Source organism: Rhizobium sp. USDA 4016, from assembly GCF_056279705.1.
The window spans coordinates 1,061,416-1,076,775 of sequence record NZ_JBWCCY010000002.1 but is presented as its reverse complement, the minus strand read 5'-3'; the positions used below and the strand labels follow the sequence as shown (position 1 = coordinate 1,076,775).

Annotated in this window: 13 protein-coding genes and 1 pseudogene; 5 read left to right on the top strand and 9 right to left on the bottom strand. The window is 60.0% G+C overall.

Features of this window, described 5'->3' with window-relative positions; all coding sequences use genetic code 11:
• Positions 1 to 2: 2 nt before the first annotated feature.
• The 5 genes from ACZ9DP_RS06260 to ACZ9DP_RS06240 form a co-directional block, all read right to left on the bottom strand.
• Positions 3 to 731, bottom strand: a complete 729-nt coding sequence (locus ACZ9DP_RS06260; RefSeq protein WP_194730955.1) for an SDR family oxidoreductase — start codon at positions 729 to 731, stop codon at positions 3 to 5.
• Positions 732 to 756: 25 nt separating this feature from the next.
• Entirely contained in the window at positions 757 to 2,007 is a 1,251-nt protein-coding gene (locus tag ACZ9DP_RS06255; RefSeq protein ID WP_239600455.1) for a sugar ABC transporter permease, read from the bottom strand.
• Positions 2,004 to 2,825: an ATP-binding cassette domain-containing protein gene (locus ACZ9DP_RS06250; RefSeq protein ID WP_074073100.1), complete on the bottom strand. Its 822-nt coding sequence runs from the start codon at positions 2,823 to 2,825 to the stop codon at positions 2,004 to 2,006. Before ACZ9DP_RS06250 ends, ACZ9DP_RS06255 begins: the two co-directional genes overlap by 4 nt.
• Positions 2,826 to 2,874: 49 nt before the next feature.
• Positions 2,875 to 3,960 carry an ABC transporter substrate-binding protein gene (locus tag ACZ9DP_RS06245; RefSeq protein ID WP_476200813.1) on the bottom strand — a complete coding sequence of 362 codons (1,086 nt, stop codon included), beginning with the start codon at positions 3,958 to 3,960 and terminating at the stop codon, positions 2,875 to 2,877.
• A 209-nt stretch (positions 3,961 to 4,169) separates the two neighbouring features.
• Positions 4,170 to 5,054 (bottom strand): AraC family transcriptional regulator, encoded by an 885-nt coding sequence (locus tag ACZ9DP_RS06240; RefSeq protein WP_194730951.1) that lies wholly within the window; start codon positions 5,052 to 5,054, stop codon positions 4,170 to 4,172.
• A 477-nt stretch (positions 5,055 to 5,531) separates the two neighbouring features.
• Here ACZ9DP_RS06240 and ACZ9DP_RS06235 point away from each other — a divergent pair, with 477 nt between their 5' ends.
• The 5 genes and pseudogenes from ACZ9DP_RS06235 to ACZ9DP_RS06215 all read left to right on the top strand — a co-directional run bounded on the left by ACZ9DP_RS06235 (position 5,532) and on the right by ACZ9DP_RS06215 (position 11,071).
• Positions 5,532 to 6,611 (top strand): hypothetical protein, encoded by a 1,080-nt coding sequence (locus ACZ9DP_RS06235; protein WP_476200812.1) that lies wholly within the window; start codon positions 5,532 to 5,534, stop codon positions 6,609 to 6,611.
• Positions 6,612 to 6,879: 268 nt separating this feature from the next.
• Positions 6,880 to 7,467, top strand: coding sequence for a PE-PGRS family protein (locus ACZ9DP_RS06230; RefSeq protein WP_476200810.1), 588 nt, complete (start codon positions 6,880 to 6,882; stop codon positions 7,465 to 7,467).
• Positions 7,468 to 7,565: 98 nt separating this feature from the next.
• Positions 7,566 to 9,281 (top strand): type I secretion system permease/ATPase, encoded by a 1,716-nt coding sequence (locus tag ACZ9DP_RS06225; protein ID WP_476200809.1) that lies wholly within the window; start codon positions 7,566 to 7,568, stop codon positions 9,279 to 9,281.
• A 9-nt stretch (positions 9,282 to 9,290) separates the two neighbouring features.
• Positions 9,291 to 10,734, top strand: a pseudogene (locus tag ACZ9DP_RS06220) (HlyD family type I secretion periplasmic adaptor subunit).
• Positions 10,735 to 10,801: 67 nt separating this feature from the next.
• On the top strand, positions 10,802 to 11,071 hold the full coding sequence (locus tag ACZ9DP_RS06215) for a transposase (RefSeq protein WP_074073102.1): 270 nt from the start codon (positions 10,802 to 10,804) through the stop codon (positions 11,069 to 11,071).
• Here the strand turns inward: ACZ9DP_RS06215 and ACZ9DP_RS06210 are convergent.
• From ACZ9DP_RS06210 to panC, 4 genes are all read right to left on the bottom strand, one after another.
• Entirely contained in the window at positions 11,040 to 11,813 is a 774-nt protein-coding gene (locus tag ACZ9DP_RS06210) for a LuxR C-terminal-related transcriptional regulator (protein WP_476200808.1), read from the bottom strand. The genes ACZ9DP_RS06215 and ACZ9DP_RS06210 overlap by 32 nt on opposite strands.
• Positions 11,814 to 12,676: 863 nt before the next feature.
• Positions 12,677 to 13,381 (bottom strand): DUF899 family protein, encoded by a 705-nt coding sequence (locus ACZ9DP_RS06205; RefSeq protein ID WP_476200807.1) that lies wholly within the window; start codon positions 13,379 to 13,381, stop codon positions 12,677 to 12,679.
• 248 nt (positions 13,382 to 13,629) lie between these two features.
• Positions 13,630 to 14,460 carry a 3-methyl-2-oxobutanoate hydroxymethyltransferase gene (gene panB, locus ACZ9DP_RS06200; RefSeq protein ID WP_022716154.1) on the bottom strand — a complete coding sequence of 277 codons (831 nt, stop codon included), beginning with the start codon at positions 14,458 to 14,460 and terminating at the stop codon, positions 13,630 to 13,632.
• Positions 14,460 to 15,335 carry a pantoate--beta-alanine ligase gene (gene panC / locus ACZ9DP_RS06195; protein ID WP_476200805.1) on the bottom strand — a complete coding sequence of 292 codons (876 nt, stop codon included), beginning with the start codon at positions 15,333 to 15,335 and terminating at the stop codon, positions 14,460 to 14,462. Before panC ends, panB begins: the two co-directional genes overlap by 1 nt.
• Between the last annotated feature and the right edge of the window lie 25 nt (positions 15,336 to 15,360).

Sequence of the window (15,360 nt, the reverse complement as noted above, 5' to 3'; positions counted from 1 at the left end):
GGTCAAAGGTCCGTGCTGTGCGGCAAGATGACGAGGTCGCGGATCGTCACGTTGCGTGGTCGCGTCAGCATGAAGAGCACGGCGTCTGCGACCTCCCTGGCTTCCATCAATCCTCCTGCGGCAATCGTCTCATCGAGTTTTTCCTGCGGCCAGTCGCTGATCAGCGCCGTCACCACCGGGCCGGGTGCGACCGCGCCGACGCGAATGCCATGCTTTATGACCTGGCGCCTGACCGTATGGACGAAGGCCTGCACGGCATGTTTGGACGCAGTATAGATCGGCTCCCACACCACGGGAACCAGGCCGGCGATCGAACTGGTCATGATGATGTCGCCGGTCTTTCTCTCCACCATATGAGGCAAGACCGCCTGAACCGATCGGAAGGCTGCATTGATATTCAAGTTCAGCATTCGGTCCCAGGCATCCGGATCGCCGTCCACGACCTGCCCGCCGATGTAGGAGCCCGCATTGGCGTGAAAGATATCGAGCTTTCCGAACCGCTCCAAAATCTGCGGCATCATCATTGAGACGCTGGCAGGATTGGTCAGATCGGCGGCCAGCGGGAAAGCGTTCGCACCCAGCTCGGAGCATATGCTCCTCAGTGAATCTTCGGCCTTGTCGATGAGAGCGACGCTCGCACCCTCCCGCAATAAAGACTTGGCGCATTCAAGACCGATCCCCGAGGCAGCCCCGGTAATCGCTGCGACCTTTCCAGAAAGTTCCTGTCCCATATCAATCCTTGCTTTCGTAGTTGTATCAGGCGCGGCCGTGCGAGACTCTCGACCGGCGTGCCAGCGAGTCGACGATGACTGCGATGGCAAGAACTGCGCCGGTGATCATGTAGCGAAGGGCCGAAGACAGATCGAGCATCGTCAGACCGCTTGCGATCGACTGGATAACGATGATGCCGAGAAGTGCCGAGTAAGCGCTGCCGCGGCCACCGAAGAGGCTTGTTCCGCCGATGACGGCTGCTGCGATCGCATTCAGGTTGACGTCGCCCGTGCCGGCCTGCTGGCTTGCCGATGCCAGGCGCGCCGCCGCAAGCACGCCGCCGAGTGCGGCAAACATGGCGCAGAGAACGAAGGCGCTGGTGTAGATGAGCCGGACATTGATGCCTGCACGGCGTGCCGCCTCGCGATTGCCGCCGACGGCCGCCATCGAGCGGCCCCATTGAGTCCGCGTGAGCGCGTAGTTCATCACGATCGCGAGCGCGACGAAGAGCGCGAACATCCACGGGATGCCGCGATCCTGATTGAGATAAAAGACGACGAATTCGAGAAGGATCGTGATTGCAGCGACACGCACGACGAGAGCACCGATCGAGCGCGACGAGAGATTGGCTTGTCTGCGGCGTTGCGCAGCCCGATAGCCTGAAATCAGCATCACGACGCCCGGCAGCAGCGCAAACAAGTATGCGAGTGGACGCGGAATGACGAGCAGCTGGCCGAAATTCACCAAAGACGAGCCGTAAGGCAGGTTGATCGAGCCTGTTGCGCCAAGCAGATAGAGCTGCATTCCGAGCACCGCCAGCAAGCCGGCAAGCGTCGAAACGAAACTTGGCATTCCAAGGCGATTGAAAAGCAGAGCATAGAGCGAGCCGATCAATCCGCCGACAAGGACGGCGGCAATGATCGCAACCGCCACGGGCCAACCCTGATTGACCCACAGCATGCCGACCATGGCGGAAGCAAAGCCACTGATTGAACCAACGGACAGGTCGATCTCGCCGACCATCAGCACGCAAACGATTCCAAGCGAAATCACCCCGACCGTTGAGGCGTCGAAAAGCAAGTTTGCAAGGTTGTTGCTTGAAAGAAATGTCGGGTTGAGGGTGCCGAAGACTGTCCAGATGATCACCAGGCCGACGACCACGGGAAGCGAGCCGAGATCGCCCGAGCGCACCTTATCGATCGAAGAGCGGATCGTCGCGCCAATGCCCGCATCGTGGCTGACGCGAACATCGCCGCGATCCAGAAGCGTTGCCGTTTGTTTCACATCGCTGGTCATATCTGACCCTCCTGCCTCATATCCTGCTGCGCCTGACGACGGCCGGCGCGGCGCGAGACTGCATTTTCGGTCGCCCCGGTAATGGCGGTGACGAGTTCTTGGTTGGACGCATCGGGATAGAAAACTCCGTTGTTCCGCCCGAGCCTCAAGACGACGATGCGATCGGCTACTGCACGCACGTCCTCCATATTATGGCTGATCATTACGACCCCGAGGCCGCGGTCGCGCACCCGCTCGATCAGGTTCAGCACCTCTGCCGTCTGGGCAACGCCAAGGGCGGCCGTCGGTTCGTCGAGCAGGATGAGCTTCGGCTCCAGAAGCAGGGACCGGGCAATCGCCACCGTCTGTCGCTGTCCACCCGACAGCGATGCGATCGGAATGCGGACACTTGGAATGCGGGCCGAAAGCTCGTTCAACAGCGTCCAGGCACGAACCTCCATCGCGGTCTCGTCAAGCTTTAGCGGACTGAGCTCGCGGCCGAGGAAGATGTTGGCAACGACATCAAGGTTCTCGCAAAGCGCAAGATCCTGAAACACGGTCGCAATCCCCAAGGAGAGCGCCGCACTCGGGTCGGCCAGCGTCACCTTGCTGCCGCGGAAAGTGATCTCGCCCGAACTCGGCTGGTGGACGCCGGCAAGGATCTTCACGAGCGTCGATTTGCCGGCGCCGTTGTCGCCGACGAGCGCCACGACTTCGCCCGCGTGAACGTCAAGATCGATATCGGTGAGCGCCGAGACGGCACCAAAATGTTTTGAGATACCTTTTAGGCTGAGCACCACTTCGCCGGCCGGGGCTGCTTGGTTGGAAGCGTCAGTCATCTGTCGCGAGCCTTTCATCATGAATTTCAGGCCCTTCTGGGAGGATAGATCAGCTGCCGATGCCGAGCTTTTTGCAGCCTTCGGCGTAGCGATCCGTGCAGAGCTGCTCCGGGGTCTGGATCGGTTTGCCATTGACGGTTTTGTCGATGATCTCGGCCTTCAGGTTTTCGGCGGTAACGAGCGCCGGCGTGAAGAGTTGCGTCGGCGTGTCGAAGAGCGTGGTATCGGCCTTCGGGGTTTGGCCCGACAGCAGCTGGATGGCGACATTCGCCGCAGCCGCGGCCACGATCTCGCTTGGCTTGGAGATGGTGTTGTACTGATCGCCTGCGATGATAAGCTGCAGGCCAGCGATCGTCGCATCGTTGCCGGTGACCGGCGGCACAGGATCGATGCCGGCGGCCTTGAAGGCTGCAACGGCAGCACCTCCCGTGCCGTCATTGGCGGCCACAACACCGATGATCTTCTTGCCGAAACGGGTGATCTGTCCGCTCGCCCACTGCTGCGCCTTCGGCGGAGCCCATTCCGGCGTATCGAATTCGGCAAGGATGGGATAGCCGCCTTCGGCGAGACCGGCATGAATGCCCTTCTTGATGAGGCCCGCGGCAGCATCCGTCGGCGAGCCGTTGATCTCAAGAAGACCGCCGTCGCCAGCTTGGACGTTCTTTTCCTTCAGATGATCGACCAGCGATTTGGCGATCATCTTGCCGATTTCCTCATTGTTGAAGGAGACGTAATAGTCTGCAGCGGCAGAGGGAATCGGCCGGTCATAGGCAATCACCTTGACGCCCTGGCTTTGCGCCATTTTGACCAGCGATGCGGCAGCCGTGGAATCGACCGGGTCGAGCACGATCGCCTTGGCGCCTTGCGAGATCGCCGAGTTGAACTGCTGCTGCTGGCGCGAAGCGTCGCCGTTTGCGTTCTGGTAAATCACCTTGCAACCGGCGCAGAGCTTTTTCATTTCCGCTTCAAAGCCCGGATAGTCGTGCTCCTCATAGCGTGTGGAGCTCTGGTCGGGCATCAGAAAGGCGACCGTTGCATCGGTTACCTTTGCAGACTGCGCAAAGGCGGACGTGCCGCTGAGAAGGCCGAGGGCGAGCGCTGCTGCGCCTGCCAATTTCCATGCGAAGTGGGTCATTGGAATTTCTCCGTACCAAATGGTAACTGTTTCAACGAAGTCTCAAGCTCGCTCGAACTCGACACTCTTTGTGCGATCCGGCCGTCCGAGGCGCCTTCTTGACCGGCGTTTCTCAGGCTGGTTTGCGGACAAGCAATCCCTTTCGGGCCACTTGTGTGCCCGTTCGCCTTGCCCTGGTTGTTTGTTTTCTCCTCCCCGATCCTCCCTTTTTAGGCGGCCTCCACCGCTCTTGCATTTTGTGCCAGCAATGTTCTGAAACGCGAGGGCGCCATGCCCTTCTGATCCAGAAAACGGCGATTGAAATTCGAGATATTATTGAAGCCGGCCGCAAAGCAGATGTCGGTTATCGACATGGCGGTTTCGCTCATCAGCAGATGGCAGGCGAAGTTGATCCGCAGCCGGTTGACATATTGAACGAGCGCCATGCCGGTATGCCGACGGAAGCTGCGGGAGAACGCACTTGGGCTTTGCCCGGTCAACTCGGCAAGGTCACCTTCGCTGAAAGGTTCGGTCAGATGCGTGTTGATAAAGGCCAGCGCCTGGTTCACCCCGGCTGACATGAAGCCCGAGGGATCCGGATGATAAAGCGCGCTTGCGAGGGTGCGCGTGCCCTGCGCAGAACTCAGCGCGTCGAGCACGTTCATGAAAAGCTCGATGCGGCGAATTCCCTTGGCTTCCACCAGCTCCCCAAGGAGCGGGCCGACGAGCGACGCCGTTTCCGGTGTGAACAGCGCACCCCGACGGCTCATTTCCAAAATGCCGGCACAAGCCGAGAGTTCGGGAAAAATCCGACTGGCATCTGCAAGGAAGGACTCGCTGAATTGAAGCACCCGGCAGCGCAGCGGCAGGCATGTGCCCGGCGGCACGTCGCTCACCCAATTGTGCGGCAGGTTCGGTCCGGTGAGCACAAGGTTGTCGGGCTCGAATTCGCCGATGAAATCGCCGACGAAATACTGTCCCGTCGTCGCGACGACATGGTGGATTTCATATTCGGGATGGAAGTGCCAGCGGACCGTACGGTAGGGATAACCATGCTCCCAGGCCTTGAAGGACTCGCCGCTGCCGATCGCGACCACTTCCAAATCTGGATTCATGGAACCTTCCTCCCTACGCTTCAGCCGGAATTTCTCCGGCAATGGCGCCTCCTCCCAGAGGTCATCATCTGAAGGGACTTTACGCGCAGGCATCAGCGATCGCTACTACGCCATCGACCTCTCGCTGATACTTTTTTGACAATTCTGTCGGGATTTGTAGGCCGATCGCGCAAGTTCTGTCTGTCATGTCTCTGATTTAGCGCAGATTGCGTGTCCGATCCTCGAATGAATCCCCAAACACCAGCCTTATCTAAGCCTACGGGCCTGAAGTCGTGCAATCTGCGCACACGAGGACATCCGGGACGCGCGGTTTGCGTTCAAATTGCGAACTACACCCGATTGGCTATCGGCCTCCCCAAACGGACGTAGACGAATTGCCGGCTCACCTTTTTGCGCGACAGGCTTCAAAATAAGCATCCGATACGCGCCCGTGCGCGCTGCAAATGACTGCGGCCCAGGTCGCTGGGAGATACGACGATGGCGGAATCACGACTTTTGTCGGAAGACGCACAGGACACGAACACCAATCAGGGTGCAATTGCCACCGGACATCTCGCACTGGTCCCGACGTGGCTGCCGCTCGATATTGCGGCCAATGCCGGCTACAACGCTGCAGGAAACGGCGGCGACGGCACAAGTGTCGGGACGATCAGCAGCAATACACTCGCTGTCTTCATGCCCTCAAATTCGGCCATCGCCGGTCCACAGACCGACTCAGACGCCCAACAAGGCAACAACGCCCTGATCAATCAGGACTCCACCGAAATGGCTGGTCTTGGCGGGCACGGTGGGAGCGGCAACCTGGCGATCGGCAGCGCTGACAACGCCAATCTTGCCGGCAACGGCGGCAACGGAACCTTTCTCGGCGCCCTCGTCAGCACCGACACCGCAGTGTTCGCCCCAGTAAATACGGCGGTCGCAGCAGGGCCGGGCGCGACGGCCTCCGCCGAGCAAACCAACAACGCCGCCATTTTCCAAGGCGGGACCCAGATCGGCGGCGTGGGCGGCTCGGGCGGGGGTCATAACGTTGCAGGCGGCGCGGCATCGGGCTCCCATGGCGCGACGTTCGTCTACAACGGCGACAGCTACGCGGGCCATGGCGGCGACGGCACGTTCATCGGCAGCATGATCGACGTGAACGTAGCCGTTTTTTCGCCAATCAACATTGCCGTCGGTGCTGCGGGCGGCGATGCCGCCGCCGCTCAGACGAACAATGCGATCTTCGATCAGGGCGGCGTGCAGGTTGCGGGGATCGGCGGCAGTGGCGGCGGTTTCAACCTGTCCTCCGACACGATCTTCACCGGCAACGCGGTCGGCGGTGAGGGCGGGACCGGCTATTCGAACGGCAGCCTAGTCGATGTCAGTATAGGTTATTTCCACCCCGTCAACATCGCGGTGCCCGCCGGCGGCACGGCCGAGGCCGACCAGCTCAATCACGTGCTCTACGACCAACATACGCTGCAGATAGGCGGCATCGGCGGCGCCGGTGGCGAGGGCAATATCGCGAATGCCCATTCTGCGCTCGTCGACGATATCCTCAACGTCCTCGACGGCTGATCTCATAAGTTGAGACAGAAGATGCCGGCGGAAAACCGCATACACTTTTCCTCATCCCACGCTGATCCACCGTCCCCGGCAAGCGGGGCCGCGCCGGGCGCAGGACCTGATGTCGCCAGGAGAATCCCTTAAATCTGGACCCTACCCAAAAGGACGTCCCCGAATGTCCAGCTGGCCCCCATTGGAGATCGCGCGCACCATGCTTTGACGTGTCCTGTGGCATCGAACCGTTCAAGTCTACGGGGCAAACAAGTAGAGGAGAGACGCAATGCCTATTACCCAAGTGACATCAGACACGATCAACCTCACCAATCCCAACGGGGGCGATGCGAACGCTGGCAATGGGGGCGATGGCACCAACTATGCTGATATCTACTACACCCCGGTCGCCTATGTCGCCAACACGCAATTCGTCGATGGGGCCGACCCCAATGTCTATAATGGCGACATCGTTGGGCAGATCGCTGGCTGGGGAACTGGCAATGCTGACGGTGGCGGCCTACTACAGATACCAATCGCCGTCCTTGCAGCCCAAACCAATAGCGGTACCGCCGGCGCCGGCGGGAACCCCACCTCAAGTGGCTCCCAGAGCAACGCGAGTGGCGGCAATGTCGTAGGCCTTTCGGCAGACACCACCGCCACGCAGAACACGACGCTCGTCGCCGATCAAAGTGCGACGATCCTTGCTGGCGTGGGCGGTGCCGGCGGCAGCGGTAATGCGGCCTTAGGTGGTGATGTTTCGGCCGCTCTGGTTCACTCGAACCCGATCTCGGAAACCACGACCACGACGACGACCAACACGCTCTCGAGTATTCTCGACAACTTCAACAACCTCGGCATCATCGATGTCGCCTGAACCCCTTGATGAGGATCGCCGGCCATGGCCGGCGATCCTCCCATTCGCCTGTCCTGACCGAGCCGACGTGTCAGTATCGATTGTGCCGAGATCTGATAATGACAACGAATATTACAGCGTCGCAGCCTTCTCCGACGCATCTGATCATAACCCTCAAAGCCTGTGCGGGAGCCTTCTGCCTGGTTTTCCTGTATAGCTGCGGCTATAACCTGTTTCTACTCGCCCCTTCCATATACCTCCTGCAGATCTACGATCGCGTACTGTCGAGCCGCAGTACCGATACGCTCGTCATGCTGACGCTGATCATCGCAGTGGCCGTCGTGGTCGGTTCGATCCTTGACATCATAAGGCGTGCCGCCCTTTCGCGCATTGGCAGCTGGCTGGATCACAGGTTGCGCCCGGTCGTGCTCACCGCGTGCTTCGAATACGGAGCCCGTAGCGACGCGAGCCTTGCCAATGACTGCTACAAGGACCTGTCGACTTTGCGCCAGTTCCTCGATTCGCCGGCCAGCTCATTGCTCTTTGATATCCCTTGGGCGCCTGTGTTCCTGGTTCTTCTGTTTCTGGTTCATCCGGTGCTTGGAACCATCGGCCTGATGAGCGCGGGAGCCCTGCTCGTGCTCGCGATCCTGACCGAGTTGGCAACACGGGAGCCACTGACGCAGGCGAATTTGGCGCTGGCGCGCAGCCATATGCGTTTCGCTACCGCCTTGCGCTATATCCAGGTGATCCGCGCGATGAACATGCAAAGCGGCGCCGCTCAGCTCGTTTACCGTGACGCGGAGACGGCGAGGCGTGCGCAGGACGACGCCATGCAACGGACCGAGATCATTCTTGGGCTATCCAAGTCCGCTCGCATGCTCTCGCAAATCCTGATCATGGGAGTGGCGACCTGGTTGGTCCTCGATGAGAGCGGAAACCCGGGGATCATCTTCGTTTCCAGCCTGCTTCTCGGCCGCGGGCTCGCGCCGATCGAAGGCGCCATCGGCGCGTGGCGCGCCGTCGCCTTTGCCCACGCTGCCTTCAATCGCATCAACCGTATGCTGATTGCGATCGCATCGCAGAACGACACACGAACCATGTTGATACCCGAGCGAGGCGGACTCGTTCTCGACGGTGTTGGCTATGTGCTTCCCTCGGCCAATCGCCAAATACTAAGCGATGTCACCTTGCGCCTGGCACCTGGAGACTGTGTTGCGCTGATCGGGCCTTCAGGATCCGGCAAGTCGACGCTTGGCCGGATCATCGCGGGGGTCCAGCCGGCGACCTGGGGCTGCGCGCTGCTCGGCGGCGTCGATATCTCGGCCTTACGGCTCTACGGCGGTATGCGCCATATCGGCTACCTGCCGCAGGAAATCGAGCTGTTCGGCGGCGCGGTCAAGGATGTCATCGGCCGACTTGACGGCACTGACGTCGGCAAGGTCATCGAAGCGGCCAAGCTCGTTGGACTGCATGAGACCATCACGCGACTACCGCAAGGCTACGACACCGATATCGGCGACGGTGGCGCATTACTGCTGCGCGCTCAACGCCAGCAACTGGGACTGGCACGAGCAGTCTATGGCAACCCCGCGCTCGTGGTCCTCGACGACCCGAACTCGAGCCTCGACTATGACGGCGAGCGCAAGTTGTTTACGGCGATCGCCCGTATGCGCGCCACGCAAATGATGGTCGTCATCATCACCCACCGCATGGGCATCCTCCCCGTCACCAACAAGATCGCGATCATGCGCAATGGCACGATCGACGCGTTCGGAGATAGCGACCACATCTTCGACAGCTACCTTCAACCGCCCGCACGGACGTCCACCTAGGAGGAGGCGATAGACCATGCAACTCGTCAAGATCGACCCTCCTTTCGACCGGGTCCCGCGACGACCGGACGTCGACTACAGTCGCGATACCGGGCGGACGGCCGATCCGGCAATTCCGTCCTCCCTCTTTGCCAATCCTCCATTGACGCTTGCCGATGCCTCCCCGATATCGAGACTGCGCCGGATCGTCTGGACGGGAAACCTGCTGATCGGCGTTTTCATCATCGGCTTGGGCACCTGGTCGGCACTTGCGCCGCTCAGCAGCGCGGCGATTGCGTCAGGTGTCGTCGAGACAGAATCCAACCGCAAGACCATCCAGCACCTCGAGGGCGGGATCGTTAGGCAGATTTTCGTCAGGAACGGCAATGCCGTGGCCGCAGGCCAAGTGCTGATCGAACTCGACGACACAAAATCGCGTTCGGAACGCGACAGCCTGCGAGGACAGCTATGGGACGCGGAGGCACGACGCGCACGGCTGATCGCCGAAGAGAACGGCACGGATCGCATCGGCTTTCCGCCCGAACTCACCGAACACATGGCGAGGTACCATTCGATCAGGGACATCGTTACGGGACAGCAGCGGATATTTGATGCGCGGCGGCAGGTCATGCAATCGGAGATTGCTATCACGCAGCAGAGGATAAAGCAGGTGCTGGAGGAAGTGGCGGGCTTGAGCGCCCAGAAAGCCGCCTTGATCCAGAGGCGTAATATTTCCCATGGGGAGCTTGAAACCGCCTCGATGCTTACCGCCAAGGGCTTGGAAAGGAAGAGCCGGGTTCTTGTCCTGGAGCGGGAAAAGGCAGATATCGGCGGCCAAATCGGTGATGTCACTGCGCGCATTTCGCGCGCGCACCAGGTCATAAGCGAGGCTCATTCCTACCTTGTGAAACTGCGCAGCGACCGGTTGAACGAAGTCGCGCTCAACCTTCGCGACACGGAGAACCAGCTTCTGCAGCTGCGCGAGCGATTGCGCGCGATCGATGACCAATTGGCGAGAACCGAGATCCGGGCGCCCGAGGACGGGGTGATCATGGATCTGCGCATCCATACGACAGGCGGTGTGATCGGTGCCGGCGAACCGTTGGCTGAGCTTGTCCCGCGCACGAGCAATCTTGTGATCGCAGCGCGCGTGAAGCCGGAAGACATCAATGAGGTGCATCCGGGGCTCGAGGCACATGTGCATCTTATCCCGTACAATCAGAGGCGGGTCCCTCTTCTCAGGGGCAAGGTCGAGTATGTGTCCGCGGATCATTTGGTCGATCAGAAGGCTGGCCATTCCTATTATGCAGTGACGATTCGTGTGACGGACGAGCGTCTTGCAAGGATGACCGATGTGGCGATGGTTCCCGGAATGCCGGCGCAGATAATGATAAGGACAGGCACGAGCAGCGTGGCGCTCTATGCATTGCGACCGCTCCTAGACAGCTTCAACAGGGCGTTTCGTGAGAACTGAGGCATCCCGTCACTGGAAAAACCTGTGGACTTGCATGCCTCATTCGGTTCCTCCAAGGACGGCCGCGATGGGCAAGCGAAAATTCAACGATGAAGAAGTCACGGATATCCTCAAGGAACATCAAGCCGGCGCGACCGTCTCTGATGTCTGCCAGCGATATGGCATCAGCCAACCGACTTTCTACCGCTGGCAATCATTGCAGCTCAAGGATGCTAGCCTCGACGCCAAGCGAATGCGGGCGCTCGAGCAGGAAAATCAGAAGCTCAAGAAACTGCTTGCGAAAGCCATGCTGACGGCAGTCACTCTCAGTGAAATGCTCGAAAAGATGTCGCGCTGACGACTGCGCCCTCGGTCGCGGCCGCATCCCTGCCGCCATTTGCTCGACCCCCAAGCATCGCGACCACCTCTGTTCGATTCTGCACCTGCAGCTTGCGCATGATGTGCTGCAGATGCATCTTCACCGTATGATCCGATAGGTTGAGCTTGCCCGCGATCACCTTGTTCGATGAGCCGCGTCGCAGTTCAGCGAGGACGTCCGCCTCACGCGGCGTAAAGCTGGCCAATGCATACTCGCTTTGGTAGGCACCCATTGACACTCTTTCCCCGCCCTCTTGATCACTGGCGGCCGCGCCTTCCTTGAGCGTAGCAAGCGGATCGGGACAAAACACACCACCAGCAAGAACCAGGCGCAAACCAGCAAGCGCAAGTTCGATCCGAAGCGAAGTGGTGAAGAAGCCGCGAACTCCCAGCTTCAGCACCTCGGCGGCGTTCATCATATCGTCTGAGTCCGACAGCACCGCGACTGGTGCTTCGGAAAAGTACCTTCGGATTTCCGCGAGTTCGGTCAGCAGACTGCGGCTTCCGATGCTTCGGCCCGCCAGATCCAGCGTGATTAGACGCACATCACAGCCGAGTGCCGTGTCGAGACTCTCGGTTGAGACCATGTCGATAAAATTCCAGCCGGTGAGTTCACGCTGGAGAAGTGTCACGATGGCGGTACGCGCCAGAGTGTGATGCTCGATCACGATCCCGGTCGGCGTATGGCTCTTGCGGCTTAGCGTTCCTGAACTGATGGACACGAGTCAACCCCAGGATTATTTGCAACCAGCTAGCGGCGAATAAAGTATGTTCTTTATTGCATCATGTCATGAGAAATTCGGGATTAACCCGATTGGGACTACACCTATAAGTGTTTGAAAATCCTGTGCCTTGTACCAAATAAGTTACGGCCCTGTAACATATTTTGAGCAGGAGTTGCGAGAGGGTCTTAGCATGGCGCCAAGCGCAACCTAAAGCGGATGCTCCGATCGTTGTCCAACGGAAGCTTCGCGTGTCTCCGTCCGCCACCATCTTCCCGAGATTCGCATGGTCCGCCCATTGCGATTTGCGGGGTACGGGCCGGTGGTCCGGTGCTGAGGTGTGTCCGGGCCTCCGTGGCGACTTCAACACGTCGCGGCCTCTTAGTTGAATAAGTGGATCAGATTCGACGAGGCGTGCGCAAGGCGCTTATCGACTAAATGATTCTTCCGATCCCGTTTCTGACCGAATGTCCATAATCCTCGGTTCGACCTCACGACATTCCCATCGTCTCGCAATCCCCGGTCTTCGTTACGCAGCGCCAGGGATCGGAGCTTCATGGACGCCACTGCGAGCCATCAAGGCCCAGGGGAGGCGTGCTAATTTGCTTGCCAAGCCACTGATATTAACTTCGGCGGTTTCTTCAAAAGCAATCTCGCCAGCCGCGGCCCGCCGGGGTGCTCCATACCCGTCTGGCCCGGCGGCCAAAGGCGGTAGCAGCCAAGGACAAGGACCCGTGGTCGTGCCAATGCGTCGATAGACTTGGCGCAAATCGCACAGACCCCTGGAATGGTCATCAATCGCGAGGCGGCATCGTCCTGGCGGGCGCGGGGGCGTATCTGCGCTTCAGATCTCCGAACCTAAATTAGTAGGAGAGCTTGGGATACCAGTCCGGCGCACGTCCTTCCGGCGTGGAATCTAGCACCGTCCAGATGGGCATAAGGTCGGGCGCACCGCGCGGATCCTGTCCCGGGTCGGCTGTCGCCGGTCCCATTTCCTCGCTCCAGAAATGCCGGATCGTACCGTCGCGTCGCGTGAAGACGTTAAACGCCGCATCATCGCTGCCGTCCTTACCGAGCGCGCGATAGTCCCGGCTATAGTCGCCATCAATGTCCGAATAAAGCGGCAGATAGCGCCAACCGCGCTCCTTCGTGAACGACAGCAGCCTTTCGAGGGGCGAACGGGCAACGACTGCGAGCGCTATGCGCTGCTGCATGTCGGGCACCTCCCCGTCCCAGGCGGACAATAAGGATGTGCACATAGGACAAGGACGTTCACGTTCAGGACCGAACATGTAGCTGTAGACAACCAGCGTGTCCTTGTCGGCGAACAGGTCTTTCAATGACACGAAACCGGTACTTCCCTCAAACCTGTATTCCTTCGTCACTTCGCCCCCAGGCGGAAGAGCGCGCCTTTGCTCGGCGACGCGTTCTATGTGGCGGCGTAGCTCGATCTCTTCGGCAAGCAGCGCATCGCGCGCACGCCGATAGTCTTCACTCTCATTCGGAAATCGGGCACCGTTTCTGCGGGCGAGTTCGATTGCGGGTGTCAGGTGCTGATGATCAGCCATAATATCCTCCATCGATCTGATCGTGAGAGAGGAGCCGTGTGCCGTCTCTCCCAGGCTTTTGAACGCGAGGCGCCGGCCGTCATTCCGGAACTGGAGCGCTCGCCTGTTCAAGGACGATTGACGGCCGCCGAAATCGACAGCGCTGCTGATAAATGTCTTTTGGTGCATGCCAAGAAAGATCGGCCGACCCGGCGTCGACGACTTGGCCGAGGCGAGCCTATTGGAACATGGCTTGCAGAACCTGCGGATCAAGGCGGTGGAGGTCGAACGTCGAAGGTGTGTTCTTTGGCCGGGAACCGTCGATTCCGGACATCGTCAGCATAGGCGCTTGCCGCCTCCTCGATTGTCTGTGCAAGACCGGCATAGCGTTTGACAAATTTGGGCTTGAAATCGGTGAAGACGCCCAACATGTCCTCGGCAACCAGGATCTGGCCGTCGCAGGCCGGCGAAGCGCCGATGCCGATCGTCGCGGCGTGGATCGAGGCGGTCACCTCGCGCGCCAGGGGCTCCACCATTCCCTCGATCACGACTGCAAAAGCGCCGGATCCGCCGACTGCTCGGGCATCGCGCCTGACCCTGGCGATCTCGCTTTCGTTGTGGCCGAGCGAGCGGTAACCGCCGGCGGTGTGCACCTGTTGCGGCATCAGTCCGATATGTCCGCATACCGGCACGCCGCGCGCGGTCAAAAAGGCGATGGTCTCGACCATCTCCTCGCCGCCCTCCAGCTTGACGCCGTCGCAGCCGGTTTCCTGCATGATCCGCACGGCACTGCGAAAAGCCTGTTCCTTCGATTCCTGGTAGCTGCCGAAGGGCAGATCGACGATGACGCAGGCCCGCGAGACCCCCCGCATGACCGCCTGACCGTGGGCGATCATCATGTCGAGCGTAACCGAAGTCGTGCTCGGCAGGCCGTAGAGCACCATGCCGACGGAATCGCCGACCAAAAGCAGATCGCAATGGGCATCAAGGGCGCGCGCCATCGGTGTCGTATAGGCGGTCAGGCAAACGATCGGCGCTGAGCCCTTCATGGACTGGATGCGGAATGGTGTCAGCCGCTTTTGACTGGAAGGCTTGCTCATCACGCAGCCCTCGACTGGGTTTGGCGCCGGTGGCCGATGATCCTGTTGTCAAGAAGCCTGGTCGAACCGATCCGTACGAAGAGGGCGACAAGGGCTTGCCGATCGCGCAAGGTTTCAAGCCGTGTCAGGGTCTGCGGATCGCGAACGGCGACGACTTCAGCCACGGCGAGCGGCTCGCGTGCAATGAACGCCGCCAATGCCGCCTCCAGAGCCTGCGGCTCGTCGATTCCGTCGCGGTAAAGTCGTTCGGCTTCGTCAAGTGCCTTTGGAACGATCACCGCAGCGGCACGTTCGTCCGCCGTCAGGTAACTGTTTCGCGATGAAAACGCCAGCCCGTCGGCCTCCCGGACAGTCTCGACGGCGACAATGCGGACCGGCAGGGCAAGATCCTCGACCATCCGTTTGATGATTACGACCTGCTGGTAGTCCTTTTTGCCAAAATAGGCCGCATGCGGCTGAACGATATTGAAAAGCTTGGTCACGACGGTCGCAACGCCGGCAAAATGTCCGGGCCGCACGGCACCCTCCAACTCGCTGCCAAGCGCCGGCACGTCCACGATCGTCTGCATCGGCTGCGGATACATCTCCCGAACGCTTGGGGAAAAAAGGATATCGACGCCGGCGGCAGAGAGCATGGCGCTGTCCCTTTCGAAGTCTCTCGGATAGCGCGTAAGGTCTTCGTTCTTTCCGAACTGCAGCGGATTGACGAAAATAGAGACGACGACAGCATCGTTGTCACTGCGTGCACGCGCGACCAGTTCCATATGCCCGGCGTGAAGGTACCCCATCGTCGGGACGAACCCAAGGGACCGGCCTTCATTCTTGATCGCCGCGATGTGCTCCCGCAGTTCGGCAATCCTTGTTACGACACGCATCCTTCAACCTCCCCAAAAAGCGGTG

Bases quoted from the DNA above. Each gene is read 5' to 3' on its own strand.
- ACZ9DP_RS06245 (WP_476200813.1), bottom strand. From the start codon at position 3,960: ATGACCCACTTCGCATGGAAATTGGCAGGCGCAGCAGCGCTCGCCCTC.
- ACZ9DP_RS06255 (WP_239600455.1), bottom strand. From the start codon at position 2,007: ATGACCAGCGATGTGAAACAAACGGCAACGCTTCTGGATCGCGGCGAT.
- ACZ9DP_RS06235 (WP_476200812.1), top strand. From the start codon at position 5,532: ATGGCGGAATCACGACTTTTGTCGGAAGACGCACAGGACACGAACACC.
- panB (WP_022716154.1), bottom strand. From the start codon at position 14,460: ATGAGCAAGCCTTCCAGTCAAAAGCGGCTGACACCATTCCGCATCCAG.
- panC (WP_476200805.1), bottom strand. From the start codon at position 15,335: ATGCGTGTCGTAACAAGGATTGCCGAACTGCGGGAGCACATCGCGGCG.
- ACZ9DP_RS06250 (WP_074073100.1), bottom strand. From the start codon at position 2,825: ATGACTGACGCTTCCAACCAAGCAGCCCCGGCCGGCGAAGTGGTGCTC.
- ACZ9DP_RS06230 (WP_476200810.1), top strand. From the start codon at position 6,880: ATGCCTATTACCCAAGTGACATCAGACACGATCAACCTCACCAATCCC.
- ACZ9DP_RS06225 (WP_476200809.1), top strand. From the start codon at position 7,566: ATGACAACGAATATTACAGCGTCGCAGCCTTCTCCGACGCATCTGATC.
- ACZ9DP_RS06260 (WP_194730955.1), bottom strand. From the start codon at position 731: ATGGGACAGGAACTTTCTGGAAAGGTCGCAGCGATTACCGGGGCTGCC.
- ACZ9DP_RS06240 (WP_194730951.1), bottom strand. From the start codon at position 5,054: ATGAATCCAGATTTGGAAGTGGTCGCGATCGGCAGCGGCGAGTCCTTC.
- ACZ9DP_RS06205 (WP_476200807.1), bottom strand. From the start codon at position 13,381: ATGGCTGATCATCAGCACCTGACACCCGCAATCGAACTCGCCCGCAGA.
- ACZ9DP_RS06215 (WP_074073102.1), top strand. From the start codon at position 10,802: ATGGGCAAGCGAAAATTCAACGATGAAGAAGTCACGGATATCCTCAAG.